Raw genomic sequence first — 15,259 nt, 5'->3', positions numbered from 1 at the left:
GAAAGTATGCCCAGAGCAAGGCTGGTTCACAGTTGCTTGCGACACGATCTTCCTGGTCGGGACGCGGGGACAAGCGTCCTTCTGCGACCAACAGGACGACCGCCATGCCTCTTGCTCTCTATGCCCTTGCCGCCGGCGCCTTCGGCATCGGCGTCACCGAATTCGTCATCATGGGCCTGCTGATCGACGTCAGCACCGATCTCGGAGTCTCGATCTCGGCCGCCGGCCAGCTCATTTCCGGCTATGCGCTGGGCGTCGTCATCGGCGCGCCGCTCTTGACCATCACCACCGGCCGCTGGCCGCGCAAGACTGTGCTTCTGGCGCTGATGGCGATCTTCTCCATCGGCAATCTCGCCTGTGCGTTAGCCCCCGACTACTGGACGCTGATGGGCGCCCGCGTGCTCACCGCCTTTGCCCACGGCACCTTCTTCGGCGTCGGCTCGGTGGTGGCGACGGGGTTGGTGGCGCCCAACAAGAAGGCGTCGGCGATCGCCCTGATGTTCACCGGGCTCACCATCGCCAACATCCTCGGCGTGCCCTTCGGTACCTGGCTCGGCCAGGCCTTCGGCTGGCGCGCGACCTTCTGGGCGGTGACATTGGTCGGGCTCGCCGCCTTTAGCATCATCCTACTTCTGGTGCCGCGCGCCGAGACCGCCCCCCAGAAGAGCAACCTGCGCGCTGACCTCGCGGTCCTCGGCCGCCCCCCTGTCCTGCTCGGCTTCGCCACCACCGTGCTCGGCTACGCCGGCGTGTTCGCCGTCTTCACCTACATCGCTCCCTTGCTCACCGAGATCAGCGGCTTTGGCGAAGCGGCGGTGTCGCCGATCCTGCTCGTCTTCGGCGGCGGCCTCATCGCCGGCAATCTCGCTGGCGGCAAGGCAGCCGACCGCTGGCTGGTGCCGTCCGTGTTCGGCAGCCTCGTCGTGCTGGCGCTGGTGCTCGCCACCATGACCCTCGCCTTGCACAACCAGGTAATGGCCGTCCTCTATGTCGGCCTGCTCGGCGCTGCCGCTTTCGCCACCGTGGCGCCGCTGCAGATGTGGGTGCTGGAAAGGGCCGAAGGCGCGGGACAGAGCCTCGCTTCCTCCTTCAACATCGCCGCCTTCAATCTCGGCAACGCCGCCGGCGCCTGGCTGGGCGGAGTGGTCATCGCCCACGGCCCCGGCCTCGGCGCTGTCACCTGGATCGCGGCGCTGCTGCCGCTTTCGGCGCTCGGCGTTGCAGCACTGGCGCTGCGCCTCGATCGCGACCCGGCGCTAAGCGAACCGGCATCCGCCCGCTCGTGACAGTCTTCGGACAATGACCTTTCGACCTCACAAGGAGAAAAAAGATGGACTATCGACGTCTTGGCGCATCGGGCCTGAAGGTTCCGGTGCTTTCATTCGGCGCCGGCACGTTCGGCGGTTCGGGGCCGCTGTTCGGCGCCTGGGGCAACAGTGACGCAGACGAAGCGCGGCGGCTGGTCGACATCTGCCTTGAGGCCGGCGTCAATCTCTTCGACACAGCCGATGTCTATTCGAACGGCGCGTCCGAAGCGGTGCTCGGGCAGGCTATCAAGGGTCGCCGCGATGCCGTGCTGATCTCGACGAAAACCTCTCTGCCGATGGGAGATGGACCAGCCGACTACGGTTCCTCGCGGTCGCGGCTGATCGGGGCGGTGGAGGACGCGCTGAGGCGTCTCGGCACCGATTACATCGACATTCTGCAACTGCATGCCTTCGACGCCGCAACGCCGATCGCGGAGGTGCTGTCGACGCTGGACGACCTCGTGCGCGCCGGCAAATTGCGCTATGTCGGCGTCTCCAATTTCTCCGGCTGGCAGGTGATGAAATCGCTCGGCTTGGCCGACCGGCACGGCTATCCCCGCTACGTCGCGCATCAGGTCTACTATTCGCTGGTCGGGCGCGACTATGAATGGGAGCTGATGCCGCTCGGCCTCGACCAGGCCGTCGGCGCGCTGGTGTGGAGCCCGCTCGGCTGGGGTCGCCTGACCGGCAAGATCCGCCGCGGTGAGAGGCTGCCGGAAAAGAGCCGGCTGCACGACACGGCGAGTTTTGGGCCGCCTGTCGAAGACGAGCATCTCTATCGGGTGGTCGAAGCGCTCGATGCGGTAGCGCGGGAAACCGGCAAGACCGTACCGCAGATCGCCATCAACTGGCTGCTGCAGCGCCCGACCGTCTCCTCCGTCATCATCGGCGCCCGCAACGAGGAGCAGCTGCGCCAGAACCTCGGCGCCGTCGGCTGGACGCTGACGCCGGAGCAGATGAAGAGGCTCGATGCCGCAAGCGAGGTGACCGCGCCCTACCCTTATTTCCCCTATAGGCGCCAGGAGGCATTCGCTCGGCTGAGCCCGCCAGCGGTCTGACCGTCGTCGTCAAAAGGCTCGTTCCATCAGGATGCAGGGTAACATCGGCCCAGGGCCAATGCGCACGTCGATCCGCCCCATCGACCTGAAACCCAACGCCGAATAGAAACCCTCTGCGTTGAGACTCGCGTGGCATTCGAAACGGCGCGCACCTGACGACCGTGCATCTTCCTCGCAACGCCGGTAAAGCGCGTGCCCGACCCCGCGGCGCAACCATTCGGGATGAGTGGCGAAATGTCGGATGTGCGCAAGTTCGTCCTTCACTTCAGAGCTTCCAGGCCGTTCCCAGGACCAGCCGCCGCAGCCAACGGCAAAGTCACGCTCATTTACCGCGAGATAGTAGGTGCCGGCAGAAAGTAGCGCCGGGTTTGCGCGGGTGATCAAAGGCAGCGCAGCTTCAAGAATGGTCTCGTCGTATGCTGCGCGCATCAGGCCGGGGTAAGACGCAAGAAGCAACTGATTTAGCCCGGACTCGTCCTCTGGCGTGGCGCGCCTGACGGTGAAGGTGGAGGACATGCACAGCATCCGTCTGTCCAGCGGCCAACCGATGGATCGCTGGACTTTGTGGTCGAACATTAGGTTTTGAGCCTAATGCAGCACGAACTCGCCGTCGACCTTGCGCCATTCATTCGGCGCGATCAGCTTCTGGTGCGTGTAGACGACCGAATGCAGCGGCCCGTCGAGCTTGGTCTTCCAGAATTCGATGAAGCGGATCAGCACCGGGAACTTTGGCGCGATGTCGTAATCCTGCCAGATGTAGCTCTGCAGCAGATGCGGATGGTCGGGAAAATGATAAAAAATCTTGGCTGTGGTCAAGCCATAGCCTTTGAGCATCAAGTCCATTTCGGAATGGTCCTGCATTGCAGCCCCCTGCGTCGATTCTCCTTTCCTCCCGACATCGGATTGTGCGCCTTGTTATTTAACTGTCTATTGATTTTTCCTGATCGTATCCGGGTTTTCCGCGCGAAAACATGCAGTTAGCAGCGACCATGGTCGAGTGCTGACAAGCATTGCACGATGCCCCTGCGGCATCCCGCCACGCGAATCCAACGTCTAATATTGCCGTCATCGCGGAACTGTTAATAATGCGCGCGAAATTCGCGGCCGCATTGCCGCGATGCCCGCCGGCGCTCAAGCCGGCGGCTTGGTTTCGGGAGGGAAGTGAAGAAATGTCCGAGGTTCATGTCCATCACGTCCAACCGGTGTGGAAGAAGAACGCGCTAATCGACAACGACACCTATCTCAAATGGTATGCCGACAGCGTCAACAACCCGGACAAATTCTGGGGCAAGCACGGCAAGCGCATCGACTGGTTCAAGCCCTTCAGCAAGGTCAAGAACACCTCCTTCAACGGCAAGGTCTCGATCAAATGGTTCGAGGACGGGCTGACCAACGTCTCGTACAACTGCATCGACCGGCACCTGAAGAAGCGCGGCGACCAGACCGCCATCATCTGGGAAGGCGACAATCCGTACGACGACAAGAAGATCACCTACAACGAGCTTTACGAGCATGTCTGCCGGCTCGCCAATGTGATGAAGAAGCACGGCGTCAAGAAGGGCGACCGTGTCACCATCTACATGCCGATGATCCCGGAAGCGGCCTATGCGATGCTTGCCTGCACGCGCATCGGCGCCATCCATTCGATCGTCTTTGGCGGCTTTTCTCCCGACGCGCTCGCCGGCCGCATCGTCGACTGCGAATCGACCTTCGTCATCACCGCCGATGAAGGCCTGCGCGGCGGCAAGGCCATTCCGCTGAAGGAAAACACCGACAAGGCGATCGACATCGCCGCCAAGAACTTCGTGATGGTCAACAAGGTCGTCGTCGTGCGCCGCACCGGCGGCAAGGTCGGCTGGGCTCCGGGACGCGACGTCTGGTACCACGACGAAATCGCTTCGGTGAAAGCGGAATGCAAGCCGGAGAAGATGAAGGCCGAGGATCCGCTGTTCATCCTCTACACATCCGGCTCGACCGGCAAGCCGAAGGGCGTGCTGCACACCACCGCCGGCTATCTCGTCTATGCCTCGATGACCCACCAATATGTCTTCGACTACCATGACGGCGACATCTACTGGTGCACCGCCGATGTCGGCTGGGTCACCGGCCACAGCTACATCGTCTACGGACCGCTCGCCAATGGCGCCACTACGCTGATGTTCGAAGGCGTGCCCAACTACCCTTCGCAGGCCCGCTTCTGGGAGGTCATCGACAAACACAAGGTCAACATCTTCTACACCGCGCCGACGGCGCTGCGCGCCCTGATGGGCGCCGGCGACGCCCATGTGACGAAGACCTCGCGCAAGTCGCTGCGCGTTCTGGGTTCGGTCGGCGAGCCGATCAACCCGGAAGCGTGGGAGTGGTATTTCAACGTCGTCGGCAACGGCAAGGTGCCGATCGTCGACACCTGGTGGCAGACCGAGACCGGTGGCATCCTGATCACGCCGCTGCCCGGCGCCACCAACCTCAAGGCGGGTTCGGCGACGCGTCCCTTCTTCGGCGTCAAGCCGCAACTGGTCGATGGCGACGGCAAGGTGCTCGAGGGGGCGTCCGACGGAAATCTCTGCATCACCGATTCCTGGCCAGGCATGATGCGCACAGTCTATGGCGATCACGACCGCTTCGTGCAGACCTATTTCTCCACCTACAAGGGCAAGTACTTCACAGGCGACGGCTGCCGCCGCGACGAAGACGGCTACTATTGGATCACCGGTCGCGTCGACGACGTCATCAACGTCTCCGGCCACCGGATGGGCACCGCGGAAGTCGAATCGGCCTTGGTCAGCCATGACAAGGTTTCCGAAGCCGCGGTCGTCGGCTACCCGCACGACATCAAGGGGCAAGGCATCTACTGCTATGTCACGCTGATGGCCGGCGAGATACCGAACGAAGATCTGCGCAAGGAACTCGTCAGCCATGTCCGCAAGGAGATCGGCGCCATCGCCACGCCCGACAAGATCCAGTTCGCGCCGGGCCTGCCAAAAACCCGTTCCGGCAAGATCATGCGCCGCATCCTGCGCAAGATCGCCGAGGACGACTTCGGCGCGCTCGGCGACACCTCGACACTGGCCGATCCGGCCGTCGTCGACGACCTTGTCGCCAACCGGCAGAACAAGAAGGCTTGATGCAGGACAAGGCTGCCCTGGGTGCGGTTGCCCAACTCTGGCGCTATCCGGCGAGTTCGCTCGCCGGCGAGCGGCTGGACGCGATCTCTGTCGGCCCCGAAAGCATCGACGGAGACCGCATGTTCGGCCTCGTCGATCGATCGGACAATGAGATCGCGCGGCCCGACCGTGACGCGAAATGGCACAAGGTGCCGCTCATCCGCACCCGGCTGGTCCATGACCGCGCGCTCGAGATCGCAATTCCCGGCGGCGACTGGCTGAACGCGCCGGGTGCCGAAAGCGACCGCGCCATCTCCGCCTTTCTCGGCTTTGAAGCTTCGATCCGGCCGTTCCGCCGCGAAAACGCCGCGCCTGACTATGCCGGTCCGCTGACCGCGGAGCGTTACCGCAAGGCCCCCATCCATCTGCTGACTACCGCCTCGCTGGCGCGGTTGAAGGCGCTGCACCCGGAAGGTGCCGCCGACCCGCGCCGCTTCCGCCCCAACATCGTCGTCGACATGGCGGCGGTCAAAGGCTCGTTTCCCGAGACGGAATGGATCGGCAAGAAGCTCGCGATCGGCGACCTGCATCTGACCATCTCCGAGCCATGCCGCCGCTGCGGCTTCACCATCATCGCCCAGGACGGCTTCGACCATGACCCGGCGATCCTGCGCAACCTGGTCCGCCACAACGCGCACAATCTCGGCGTCTACTGCACCGTCGACCGGCCGGCGCGAGTCGAGGTCGTCGCGCCGATGCGGTTCCTGTAGCTAAGATTTAGCTATACAGATCCGCCCGTGTCGGCGGCAGGCCGCTCGGACCTCGTGCGCGCCTGGTGGCGACGGTCTGGAAAATCTGCGCCGAGGCGCGTTCGAAGCTGATCGAACAGCCTGAGAGATAGAGCAGCCAGAGCCGCGCCTTTGCCTCGCCGACCTCTGCGATCGCCTCGTCGAAGCGGGTGTGCAGGCGCTCGGCCCACAGGCGACAGGTGCGCATAATGCTCGATCCGTGCGGCCTTGCCGGCTGCCTCCATGCCCTTCCCCCGGAATGCCAGCTCAGATGCGAGCCCGGATATTGCCCGCCGCCTGCACAGGCCGCAACTCGTTCCTGCGGGAAAGGTGGTCTTGCGGCTTTTTCAAATCCGCGCCTTGTCTTTTGCTGCGACGCACCCCATCATGAGGATGTGTTCAACAGATCGAAAGGAGGTGATCCGATGTCGAGTGATTTCGTTTTCCAGAACGTGGCCTCAGCGGATTGCACTTTCGGGAAGCAGTCTTCCCGTTAAGGCGCGAGATGCGCGGCAGGTGACGTGAGAGCGTCGCCGCCAGAGACCGCGCCATGGACGGAAACACGGAAGGCCGCCGGCTTCGAAAGAAGCGGCGGCCTTTTCCGTTTGCAAATTGCTACCTGGTCAATGCCAGGGTCTCGATGTTGCGTGCGATCTCCAGGAACGCCGCGTTGAGCTCGGTCCCGTTGGCCGCCTGATAGAAGTGCTTGATCTTGCCTGTGTCGGCGCTCGCGCAATCCTGCAACGTCGCCTTGGCATTTTTCTCCTGGAGGTCGAAGCCTATGGTGAAGATTTCGATGCCCTGGTCGCGCATGGCGGCGCACAGCGTCTTTGCCGCGGTGCGGGTCGGTTCCTTGCCGGCGTCGTTGTAGACCTCGCCGACGCTGCTGGCGTCGAAATAGGACAGGTTGAACTCACCGTCGGTCATCAGGATCGCGATCTTGGCGACCCTTTTCGGGTCCATCTTTGCCGGCCGCTGCGAAGCCTTCATCACGCTGCCCCAGTTCTCGGAAAGCATGTACCAGGCCCATTGCACGCCGATATGGCCAGCGGTGCCGCCCGAGGCGGCAAATGTCTTGATGACATTCTTCAGCGCATCGGCGTCCGTCGTCAGCGGCACCAGGGCAGCGGCCGGGCAAGCTGCGGTGCGGCTGTTCTGTGCGAAGCCCGACAGGAAATAGTCGCGATTGACCATGCTGACATCTGGCCCTGCGTCCGAATACTGATAGGTGCCCTTGCGCTCGGTGGCACAATTGTCCGGGCGTGACGACGCAGAGACATATTGCGGGTCGTCATTGCCCGGGGCCTGTTTGCGCTGGCTGGCCTTGGTTTCGACATAGACGCTGCTTTCCGCAAGCGAGCCGGCATTGACCGAATTGGCGTAGGGTACGATGGAAACGCGCACCCTGGGGTTGGCCTGGTTCTGATTGTCGAGGAAGCTGTCGACCGCATTTGCGGCGGCGGCCCGCAAGTCCTTTATCTTTTGACCGGCCATCGATCCGGTCACATCGAGCATCATGGCCACCTCGATCGTCTTGTCCGAGTAAAGCGCGGTAGTGGAGACGCCCACGCGCTGCATGTCGCCCATGCTGAACAGCGGGAAATAGAAGGCGACATCGACGTGGACGTCCGCCCTGACGGTCCTGGCCGTCCTGTCGACCGTCAATTTGTCGAGAACGATTTGGTCAGCCCGCAGGATGCCGGCCGCGCTGTTGGCGTCGAGAAAAGCCTGCACCGACTTGTTCGCATCGGCCTCGTTGATGTCGCCGGTGGTTATATCCCGTGCTGTCGAGGTCACTGCCGCGTCGACGACGCCCTGCAGGCTCGATTTTGCGTTGTAGAGCTGGGAGACATTGACCGCGAAGCCGACACCCAGCGCCAGCACCGACACTGCCGCGCCGAAGACGATGGCGAAGTTTCCGCCGCGATCCCTGGCAAAGCCGCCAGCCGCCTGAACAAAACCCCTGAACTGCAGCATCTTTCCGCCCTCCACGTGCCGCGGCCTCGAAACCGCATGAGGGAAGGTGCAGGAATCCGGCCGGATGGCGCTGCCGCGACCGCGAAAGCCGTTATCTCCTGTCAAGCCATTGTTTTCACTTGCTTTCGAAGCGAAGCAAGGTGAACAGCCGGTAAACAGAAAACCCCAGCCGCGACTTCCTTTACGAAGTGCTTACCATGATCCGCCTTGTGCCCCCGGTGTGGCACCTTTCGGTCCCGATCCGGTACAGACACCTTGTCCCGAAGCGGATCACCCGTCGATCTCAGGCACAAGCCGGCCGCTAATGGCGTCGTCAGGCCAGCATCTGGGCGCTGACGGTCCTGTCGACGCCGTGATAGGGCGGATTGAACAGATTGCGTTCCTGTTCGTAGGTCCAGACCTTGAACAGCGAGAGCCGGTGCTGGCCGAAACTGTGCAGCAGCGGCACGTCGGTGGCGTCGCGGCCGCGCGCGATGACGACACGGCCGATCCTCGGCACATTGTGGCGGGGATCGAACGTGTACCACTTGCCGTCGAGGAAGACCTCCATCCATGCCGAAAAATCCATCGGCGCCGGATCAAGCGGCACGCCAATGTCGCCGAGATAACCGTTCACATAGCGGGCCGGGATGTTCATGCAGCGGCAGAGCGCGATCGCCAGATGGGCAAAGTCGCGGCAGACGCCGACGCGCTCCTCATGCGCCTGCGCCGCCGTGCGGGTCGAGCGCGCATAGCCGTAGCCGAACGACAGACGGTTGTGGACATAGTCGACGATCGCCTGCACCCGCGCCCAGCCGGGCAGAAGCTGGCCGAAGCGCTGCCAGGCGAGGTTGCCGAGATGGTCGGTCTCGCAATAGCGGCTGCCCAGCAGATAGACGAGCACCTCATCGGGCAGTTGCGCCACCGGTGTTTCCCTGGCCAGCGTGTTGACATCGTCGGCCTCGCCGCTGTCCTCGATAACCGCATCGTAAAGGATGCGGAACCCGCCGGAGGGGGCGGTGAAACGGCGGCAGCTGTTGCCGTGGCGGTCGTGATAGACCCTGGTCGGAACCGAGGGCGACGTCAGCACGCGCGTCTGCCGCTTGATGTCGGCCTGGCGCTCCCGGTGGATGTCGAGCAGCGAAATGATCGGCGTTGCTGCGTCACTCTCAATAGCGATTTCGTAGCCGAGCCTGATCAGCATCGCGGTCCCCCTTTTGGTCTTCTTGGAAGTGAATGACCTCAACGCGCAAAGAGGACCATGGTTCCGCGCAGCGAGCCGAAAAGGTGACGCCACGGCTTCCAATGGCAAGGCCATGACGCTACGGTCGCACCCTCCCAAACCGACCCCCCAAAACAACACCAGGATATCAGATGTTTGCAGGCAGAAAATTCGCGGCCTTTCTGTTCGACATGGACGGCACGGTAATCAACTCCATCGCCGCCGCCGAAAGGGTGTGGACGCAGTGGGCGCAGCGCCAAGGCCTCGACGTCGCCGCATTCCTGCCGACGATCCACGGGGTGCGGGCGATCGAGACCATCGGCCGGCTCAATCTTCCGGGCGTCGACCCGGTGCGCGAGGCCGATGCGCTGTTGCAGGCCGAGGCCGCCGACCTCGATGGCATCCTCCCCATCGCCGGCGCCGTCGCCTTTCTGAAGTCGCTGCCACCCGAACGCTGGGCCATCGCCACATCAGCGCCGCGCGAGCTGGCGCTGCTGCGCATGAAGGCAGCCGGCATCCCGGTTCCGGCCGTCATTGTCGCCGCCGAGGATGTCACCCGCGGCAAGCCAGCGCCCGATTGCTTCCGGCTGGCAGCTGAACGGCTCGGCGTCGACGCACGCGATTGCCTCGTCTTCGAGGATGCCCCCGCCGGCATTGCGGCGGCCGAGGCAGCCGAAGCCACTGTCATGGTGATCAGCGCCACGCACAGCCATCCGCTGCAGACGCGGCATGCGGCAATCAGCTCCTATGACAGGCTCGGCATCGCCGTCGATGACCGCGGCTGGATCGCCCCCGCACCGGAGCTGGCCGCGGCCTAAGGCCGACCCGCTAAAAGTCGCTGGTCAGGCCCTTCACTTCCCAGTCGCCATAGCGGCCGGGCTCCTTGCCGCCGCGGCCGCCGATTTCCTTCTGCAGTGCGGCTTCCTTTTCGCGATATTCTTCACGGCGTGCCTTGGCTTCGGCCAGCGCGCGGCCGGCCGCCGGCGTCAGCGGCCTTTGCGATAGGTCGCGATCCGGGCCGGTGTCGGCTTTGATGGTCTGGTCGGTCATGCGATAGTCCCGGCGGATTGAAACAGGGGCAGGCGTTTCCCATCATATAGCCATGAACCCGCAAGGATCGACCCTTTTCGCCACCACGGACGGATGAGACGATGAACACCCTTCGCACCGCTATGCTTCTCGCCGCGATGACCGCGCTGTTCATGGGCGTCGGCTTCCTGATCGGCGGCACGGGCGGCATGATGATCGCGCTGCTGATCGCCGCCGGCACCAATCTGTTCAGCTATTGGAACGCCGACAAGATGGTGCTGTCGATGAACCACGCCATCGAGGTCGACGAGAAGAACGCGCCCGAATATTACGCCATCGTCCAGGCGCTCGCCCAGCGGGCCGGGCTGCCGATGCCGAAGACCTATCTGATCGACAACCCTCAGCCCAACGCCTTCGCCACCGGTCGCAATCCCGAGAATGCCGCGGTGGCGGCCTCGACCGGGCTGTTGCAGCGGCTGTCGCATGAGGAGGTCGCGGCAGTGATGGCGCACGAACTCGCCCATGTGCAGCACCGCGACACGCTGACCATGACCGTCGTCGCCACGCTGGCCGGCGCCATCTCGATGCTCGGCAATTTCGCCTTCTTCTTCGGCGGCAGCCGCGACAACAACAACCCGTTCGGCTTCGTCGGCGTGCTGGTGGCCATGCTGGTGGCGCCCTTTGCCGCCATGATCGTGCAGATGGCGGTGAGCCGCACCCGCGAATACGAGGCCGACCGGCGTGGCGCCGAGATCGTCGGAAACCCGCTTTGGCTGGCTTCGGCCCTTGACAAGATCGCCCGCAGCGCCGAACGCATCCCCAACCCGGATGCCGAGCGCAACCCGGCCATGGCCCATCTCTTCATCATCAACCCGCTTTCCGGCGAGCGCATGGACAGTCTGTTCTCCACACATCCAAACACCGACAACCGCATCGCCGCTCTGCAGGCGATGGCGCGGGAGATGGGCGGTGCGTCGCAGGCGGCACCCCGCCAGGCGCCGACGCCACGCCAAGTGGACGAGCAGCCATCGGCGGGGCCGTGGGGCAAGGCAGCCGAGCTGCAGCCGCCGGCTGAACCGGCGCGGCCAAAGTCCAACCCATGGGGACGCAACCCGACCGGACCCAAAGGTCCGTGGTCGTGAGCGGAGCAACAGGCAGAAACGACGAGATCTCGTTGGCGGAAATGCGCGATCTTTGCGCAAGGCACTGGAACCCTATCGGCGTACCGATGGCGAACATAGCAACATCAAGCGAACTGGGATTCCGCCCGCTTCCTGAAGATGAATATGATATCTATCTGCTCCATGTCATCCGACTTGTCGGCGATGGCGCGTCGCCGCGGCAAGTTGCGGACTACCTGAGCACCGTGGAGAGCGAATACATCCAGATGATTTCTCCCTCAGGAAGCAAAGACAATTTCGTCAACGCCGTCTTCGGACTAGCCAAACGAACATCGACTCAATGAAGTCGCTTCCAAGCCAGGCTTCAGAGGTAGCCGGCCTTGCCGCGCGCAAGGCAGCGGCGCGCCTGCTTGCCGCCGTCATCGATGCGCGCACGCCGCTCGACGGACTGACCGATCACGAGAACGGCCACCCGCAATACAAGGCGCTCGACCTGCGCGACCGCGCGCTGGTGCGCGCCATACTGGTCACCGCGCTGCGCTATCGCATGACGATTGCGGGCCTGCTGGCGCGGCGCCTGGAAAAGCCGCTGCCGGCCAATGCAACCGTGCTATCGCACATACTGCATGTGGCGGCGGCGCAGATTCTGTTCCTCGACATTCCCGACAGCGCCGCCGTCGACCTTGCGGTCACCCACGCCAAGTCCGATCCCCGCACGCTGCGCTTCTCCGGCCTCGTCAATGGCGTGCTGCGCACACTCGCGCGTTCGAAAGAGGCCGAATTGGCCTCGGCTCTCGCCGCCACCGATGAAGCGCCAAAATGGTTTTCCGACCGGTTGAAGACCGCCTATGGCCCGGAAAAGACTAAACAGATTCTTGCCGCCCATCGCCATGAGGCAGCGGTCGATTTCTCGGTCAAGTCCGATCCGGCATTGTGGGCCGAACGGTTCGGCGGCGTCGTGCTGCCGACCGGCACGGTGCGCGTGGAAAAACTCAGCGCCTCCGTCCCCGACCTGCCCGGCTTCGCGGACGGCGCCTGGTGGGTGCAGGATGGCGCCGCCAGCCTGCCGGCCCGGCTGTTCGGCGGCGTGAAAGGGCTCCGTGTCGCCGACCTGTGCGCCGCGCCCGGCGGCAAGACCGCGCAGCTCATTCTTGCCGGCGCCAAGGTCACCGCGGTCGACACGTCGAAGAACCGGCTGGCGCGGCTGGCGCAGAATCTCGAACGCCTCGGCCTCTCCGCCGCGATCGTCCAGGCCGACCTGCTCGACTATCAGCCGGAGGAATTGTTCGACGCGGTTCTTCTCGACGCGCCCTGCTCGTCGACCGGCACGGTGCGACGGCATCCCGACGTGCCATGGACAAAAACCATGGCCGATGTCGAAAAGCTCGCCGGGCTGCAGGCAAGGCTGCTTGCCCGCGCCGTCGGCCTGGTCAAACCGGGCGGGCGGATCGTCTTTTCCAACTGTTCGCTCGATCCGATCGAGGGCGAGGAGCTCTACCGTGCCTTCCTTGCCGGCACGACTGATATCGTCGACGATCCCGTTCAGCCAGGAGAGTTTGCCGGCCTCGATGCGTTCCTGACGCCGCAAGGCACGCTGCGCACCACGCCCGCCGACCTGGTGCTTGAAACACCTGGGGTATCCGGCCTCGACGGCTTCTTTGCCGCCCGCATGCGCCGGGCTGGTTAGAGCGCCGCGCGGCCTCTTGGGCGCGCAAAGGACGCTCTAACTCCTGGAGACCAAGAATCTGTTTTTCCTAAAGTTTGCTGACTTTTTTAGGGAGGATCAGGCCGCAACAGCGTGAACTCCTTCACGCCGGCGAAATCCGCCTTCGCATAAGTTCTTGAATCATATAAGCTTGTCGTTGGGTAAGGACGACCAGGAGGGGATTTGGCACTTGCTGCCGGCAGCACGACGCGTCTCTGGACGCTTGTCGCGAGGGAGTTCTGGCGGAAGACGCGCCGGCGCCTGCGTGCCGGGCCTGTCTATCGCTGGCGCTATTCCGGCCGCACGCCCGAACGCGTCCTGATCGCGCCGCCCGACCTGAGGCTCGCCGATCCGCAGATCGCGCTCGAGATCTATTACGGCCGCTATCCACTGTCGGGACATATGGTCGAGACCGGCGGCAAGTCACCCTTCCAGATCAACGTGCCCAATCGCGGCTGGCAAAAGACGCTGCACGGTTTTCGCTGGCTGCGCCATATGCGCGCCGCCGGAACCGAGCTTGCCGCCGCCAATGCCCGCGCGCTGGTTTCCGACTGGATCGCCATACACGGCAACCAGATTTCCGGCATCGCCTGGGAGCCCGGCACCACCGCCAAGCGGGTCATTGCCTGGCTGCAGCATTCCTCGGTGGTGCTGCAGGGTGCGGAATTTCCCTTCTATCGCGCCTTCCTGAAATCGCTCGCCGTGCAGATCCGCTATCTCCGGTCGATGGCGCGGGAGATGCCTGACGGCAAGGACAGGCTGCGCGCCCGCATCGCGCTCGCCTTTGCCGCTTTGTCGCTGCCGGCGCCGGCCTCGGCTCTGCGCAGCGCCACTCGCAACCTGGCGGAAGAGCTCGACCGCCAGATCCTTCCCGACGGCGGCCATATTTCGCGCAACCCGATGACGGTTCTGGAGCTTCTCGCCGACCTGCTGCCGCTGCGCCAGACCTATGCCAACCAGGCCGAGACGCCGCCGCCGGCGCTGATGGGCGCCATCGACCGCATGCTGCCGGCGCTGCGCTTCTTTCGCCACCAGGACGGCAGCCTCGCCCGCTTCAACGGCATGGGCGCCACCATCCACGACCGCATCGCCACCATCCTGCGCCACGACGACACGGTCGGCGCGCCGCTGCTGCATGCGCCGCACTCGGGCTATGAACGCCTGTCGATGGGTGGCGTGACCGTCATCGCCGACACCGGCCTGCCGCCGCCGATCGATGTTTCCAACGCGGCGCATGCCGGCTGCCTTGCCTTCGAACTTTCGTCCGGCCGCCAGCACTATGTCGTCAATGCCGGCATCGACACCTACGGCGCCGCCGAATTCCGGCCGCTGGCCCGCGCCACGGCCGCGCACTCGACCGCCACCATCAACGACACCTCGTCGGCGCGCTTCAGCCATTCGCTGCGCGTCAACGATCTCTTGGGCTCGCCGCTGATCGGCGGTCCGCAGCATGCGCCCTGCAAACGCACCGACCAGAAGGGCAGCCAGGGCTTTATCGCCCGCCACGACGGCTATGCCGCGCGCTTCGGCTTCCTGCACGAGCGCGAGCTGACGCTGACGGCCGACGGCAATGTAGTGACCGGCAGGGACCGCTTCCTGCGCCCCGGCGGTGCTGCGATCCGCAACAACGGCCGCGACTTTGTCACGGTGCGCTTCCACATCCATCCCGATGTGGAACTGCTGCAGGACGAGCATGACCGGCTGGTGCTGACCGGCGACCAGACCGACATTTGGGTGTTCACCTGCAAGGAAGTCACGCCGGAAGTCGAGGAATCGATCTATTTCGCCGGCCTCGGCGGCCCACGCCGCAGCCGCCAGATCGTGCTGGCCTTCAAGGCCTCCGAGATATCGGAGGTTCACTGGCAGCTGACCCGGACCAGCATCGCCGGCTATCCCGAAAACAACTGACTGTCTGCCGTGACGAAGCGCCCGGCTTGATTTCCGGGCCTCATATGCTACGGCCCGATCA

The 15,259-nt window shown here is 64.0% G+C and carries 14 protein-coding genes and 1 pseudogene; 9 read left to right on the top strand and 6 right to left on the bottom strand.

The genetic code is table 11. The features are described from left to right. The first annotated feature begins 104 nt into the window (after positions 1 to 104). Positions 105 to 1,286, top strand: a complete 1,182-nt coding sequence (locus AC1RUK_RS29605) for an MFS transporter (protein ID WP_481837791.1) — start codon at positions 105 to 107, stop codon at positions 1,284 to 1,286. Between the two features lie 44 nt (positions 1,287 to 1,330). Beyond that, complete coding sequence (locus AC1RUK_RS29600) at positions 1,331 to 2,365, top strand: aldo/keto reductase (RefSeq protein WP_481837792.1); 1,035 nt, start codon at positions 1,331 to 1,333, stop codon at positions 2,363 to 2,365. A gap of 9 nt (positions 2,366 to 2,374) precedes the next feature. Here AC1RUK_RS29600 and AC1RUK_RS29595 read toward each other — a convergent pair whose 3' ends face one another. Both AC1RUK_RS29595 and AC1RUK_RS29590 read right to left on the bottom strand, forming a co-directional pair. After that, positions 2,375 to 2,881, bottom strand: a complete 507-nt coding sequence (locus AC1RUK_RS29595; RefSeq protein ID WP_481837793.1) for a GNAT family N-acetyltransferase — start codon at positions 2,879 to 2,881, stop codon at positions 2,375 to 2,377. A gap of 72 nt (positions 2,882 to 2,953) precedes the next feature. Beyond that, on the bottom strand, positions 2,954 to 3,226 hold the full coding sequence (locus tag AC1RUK_RS29590) for an usg protein (protein WP_481837794.1): 273 nt from the start codon (positions 3,224 to 3,226) through the stop codon (positions 2,954 to 2,956). A 308-nt stretch (positions 3,227 to 3,534) separates the two neighbouring features. Here AC1RUK_RS29590 and acs point away from each other — a divergent pair, with 308 nt between their 5' ends. Beyond that, positions 3,535 to 5,490: an acetate--CoA ligase gene (gene acs / locus AC1RUK_RS29585; RefSeq protein WP_481837795.1), complete on the top strand. Its 1,956-nt coding sequence runs from the start codon at positions 3,535 to 3,537 to the stop codon at positions 5,488 to 5,490. Next, positions 5,490 to 6,239, top strand: coding sequence for an MOSC domain-containing protein (locus AC1RUK_RS29580; protein WP_481837796.1), 750 nt, complete (start codon positions 5,490 to 5,492; stop codon positions 6,237 to 6,239). The genes acs and AC1RUK_RS29580 overlap by 1 nt, the downstream gene beginning before the upstream one ends. A 7-nt stretch (positions 6,240 to 6,246) precedes the next feature. On the opposite strand, the pseudogene AC1RUK_RS29575 reads toward AC1RUK_RS29580, so the two are convergent. The 3 genes and pseudogenes from AC1RUK_RS29575 to AC1RUK_RS29565 form a co-directional block, all read right to left on the bottom strand. Then, positions 6,247 to 6,462 (bottom strand): annotated as a pseudogene (locus AC1RUK_RS29575) (class I SAM-dependent methyltransferase); the annotation flags it as partial. A gap of 410 nt (positions 6,463 to 6,872) precedes the next feature. Then, entirely contained in the window at positions 6,873 to 8,234 is a 1,362-nt protein-coding gene (locus AC1RUK_RS29570) for a pilus assembly protein TadG-related protein (RefSeq protein WP_436169723.1), read from the bottom strand. Between the two features lie 313 nt (positions 8,235 to 8,547). Beyond that, on the bottom strand, positions 8,548 to 9,417 hold the full coding sequence (locus AC1RUK_RS29565) for a transglutaminase-like domain-containing protein (protein ID WP_436169724.1): 870 nt from the start codon (positions 9,415 to 9,417) through the stop codon (positions 8,548 to 8,550). A gap of 170 nt (positions 9,418 to 9,587) precedes the next feature. Here AC1RUK_RS29565 and AC1RUK_RS29560 point away from each other — a divergent pair, with 170 nt between their 5' ends. Next, positions 9,588 to 10,253 carry an HAD-IA family hydrolase gene (locus AC1RUK_RS29560; RefSeq protein ID WP_436169725.1) on the top strand — a complete coding sequence of 222 codons (666 nt, stop codon included), beginning with the start codon at positions 9,588 to 9,590 and terminating at the stop codon, positions 10,251 to 10,253. Between the two features lie 10 nt (positions 10,254 to 10,263). Here AC1RUK_RS29560 and AC1RUK_RS29555 read toward each other — a convergent pair whose 3' ends face one another. Next, positions 10,264 to 10,485, bottom strand: coding sequence for a DUF1674 domain-containing protein (locus tag AC1RUK_RS29555; protein ID WP_481837797.1), 222 nt, complete (start codon positions 10,483 to 10,485; stop codon positions 10,264 to 10,266). 101 nt (positions 10,486 to 10,586) lie between these two features. Between AC1RUK_RS29555 and htpX the strand changes: the two genes are divergently transcribed. The 4 genes from htpX (at position 10,587) to AC1RUK_RS29535 (ending at position 15,198) form a co-directional block, all read left to right on the top strand. After that, complete coding sequence (htpX, locus tag AC1RUK_RS29550; RefSeq protein ID WP_481837798.1) at positions 10,587 to 11,606, top strand: zinc metalloprotease HtpX; 1,020 nt, start codon at positions 10,587 to 10,589, stop codon at positions 11,604 to 11,606. Between the two features lie 32 nt (positions 11,607 to 11,638). Continuing rightward, positions 11,639 to 11,929: a hypothetical protein gene (locus AC1RUK_RS29545; protein WP_481837799.1), complete on the top strand. Its 291-nt coding sequence runs from the start codon at positions 11,639 to 11,641 to the stop codon at positions 11,927 to 11,929. Then, positions 11,926 to 13,272, top strand: coding sequence for an RsmB/NOP family class I SAM-dependent RNA methyltransferase (locus tag AC1RUK_RS29540; RefSeq protein ID WP_481837800.1), 1,347 nt, complete (start codon positions 11,926 to 11,928; stop codon positions 13,270 to 13,272). Before AC1RUK_RS29545 ends, AC1RUK_RS29540 begins: the two co-directional genes overlap by 4 nt. A gap of 201 nt (positions 13,273 to 13,473) precedes the next feature. Then, complete coding sequence (locus AC1RUK_RS29535; protein ID WP_481837801.1) at positions 13,474 to 15,198, top strand: heparinase II/III family protein; 1,725 nt, start codon at positions 13,474 to 13,476, stop codon at positions 15,196 to 15,198. The last annotated feature ends 61 nt before the right edge of the window (positions 15,199 to 15,259 follow it).

The organism is Mesorhizobium monacense, assembly GCF_056781675.1.
Note: the sequence above shows the minus strand (reverse complement) of the source record. Positions and strands in the feature narration are given on the sequence as shown.

Excerpts from the sequence above, each read along its gene's own strand:
- AC1RUK_RS29605 (WP_481837791.1), top strand. The coding sequence starts at position 105 with ATGCCTCTTGCTCTCTATGCCCTTGCCGCCGGCGCCTTCGGCATCGGC.
- AC1RUK_RS29600 (WP_481837792.1), top strand. The coding sequence starts at position 1,331 with ATGGACTATCGACGTCTTGGCGCATCGGGCCTGAAGGTTCCGGTGCTT.
- AC1RUK_RS29595 (WP_481837793.1), bottom strand. The coding sequence starts at position 2,881 with ATGTCCTCCACCTTCACCGTCAGGCGCGCCACGCCAGAGGACGAGTCC.
- AC1RUK_RS29590 (WP_481837794.1), bottom strand. The coding sequence starts at position 3,226 with ATGCAGGACCATTCCGAAATGGACTTGATGCTCAAAGGCTATGGCTTG.
- acs (WP_481837795.1), top strand. The coding sequence starts at position 3,535 with ATGTCCGAGGTTCATGTCCATCACGTCCAACCGGTGTGGAAGAAGAAC.
- AC1RUK_RS29580 (WP_481837796.1), top strand. The coding sequence starts at position 5,490 with ATGCAGGACAAGGCTGCCCTGGGTGCGGTTGCCCAACTCTGGCGCTAT.
- AC1RUK_RS29570 (WP_436169723.1), bottom strand. The coding sequence starts at position 8,234 with ATGCTGCAGTTCAGGGGTTTTGTTCAGGCGGCTGGCGGCTTTGCCAGG.
- AC1RUK_RS29565 (WP_436169724.1), bottom strand. The coding sequence starts at position 9,417 with ATGCTGATCAGGCTCGGCTACGAAATCGCTATTGAGAGTGACGCAGCA.
- AC1RUK_RS29560 (WP_436169725.1), top strand. The coding sequence starts at position 9,588 with ATGTTTGCAGGCAGAAAATTCGCGGCCTTTCTGTTCGACATGGACGGC.
- AC1RUK_RS29555 (WP_481837797.1), bottom strand. The coding sequence starts at position 10,485 with ATGACCGACCAGACCATCAAAGCCGACACCGGCCCGGATCGCGACCTA.
- htpX (WP_481837798.1), top strand. The coding sequence starts at position 10,587 with ATGAACACCCTTCGCACCGCTATGCTTCTCGCCGCGATGACCGCGCTG.
- AC1RUK_RS29540 (WP_481837800.1), top strand. The coding sequence starts at position 11,926 with ATGAAGTCGCTTCCAAGCCAGGCTTCAGAGGTAGCCGGCCTTGCCGCG.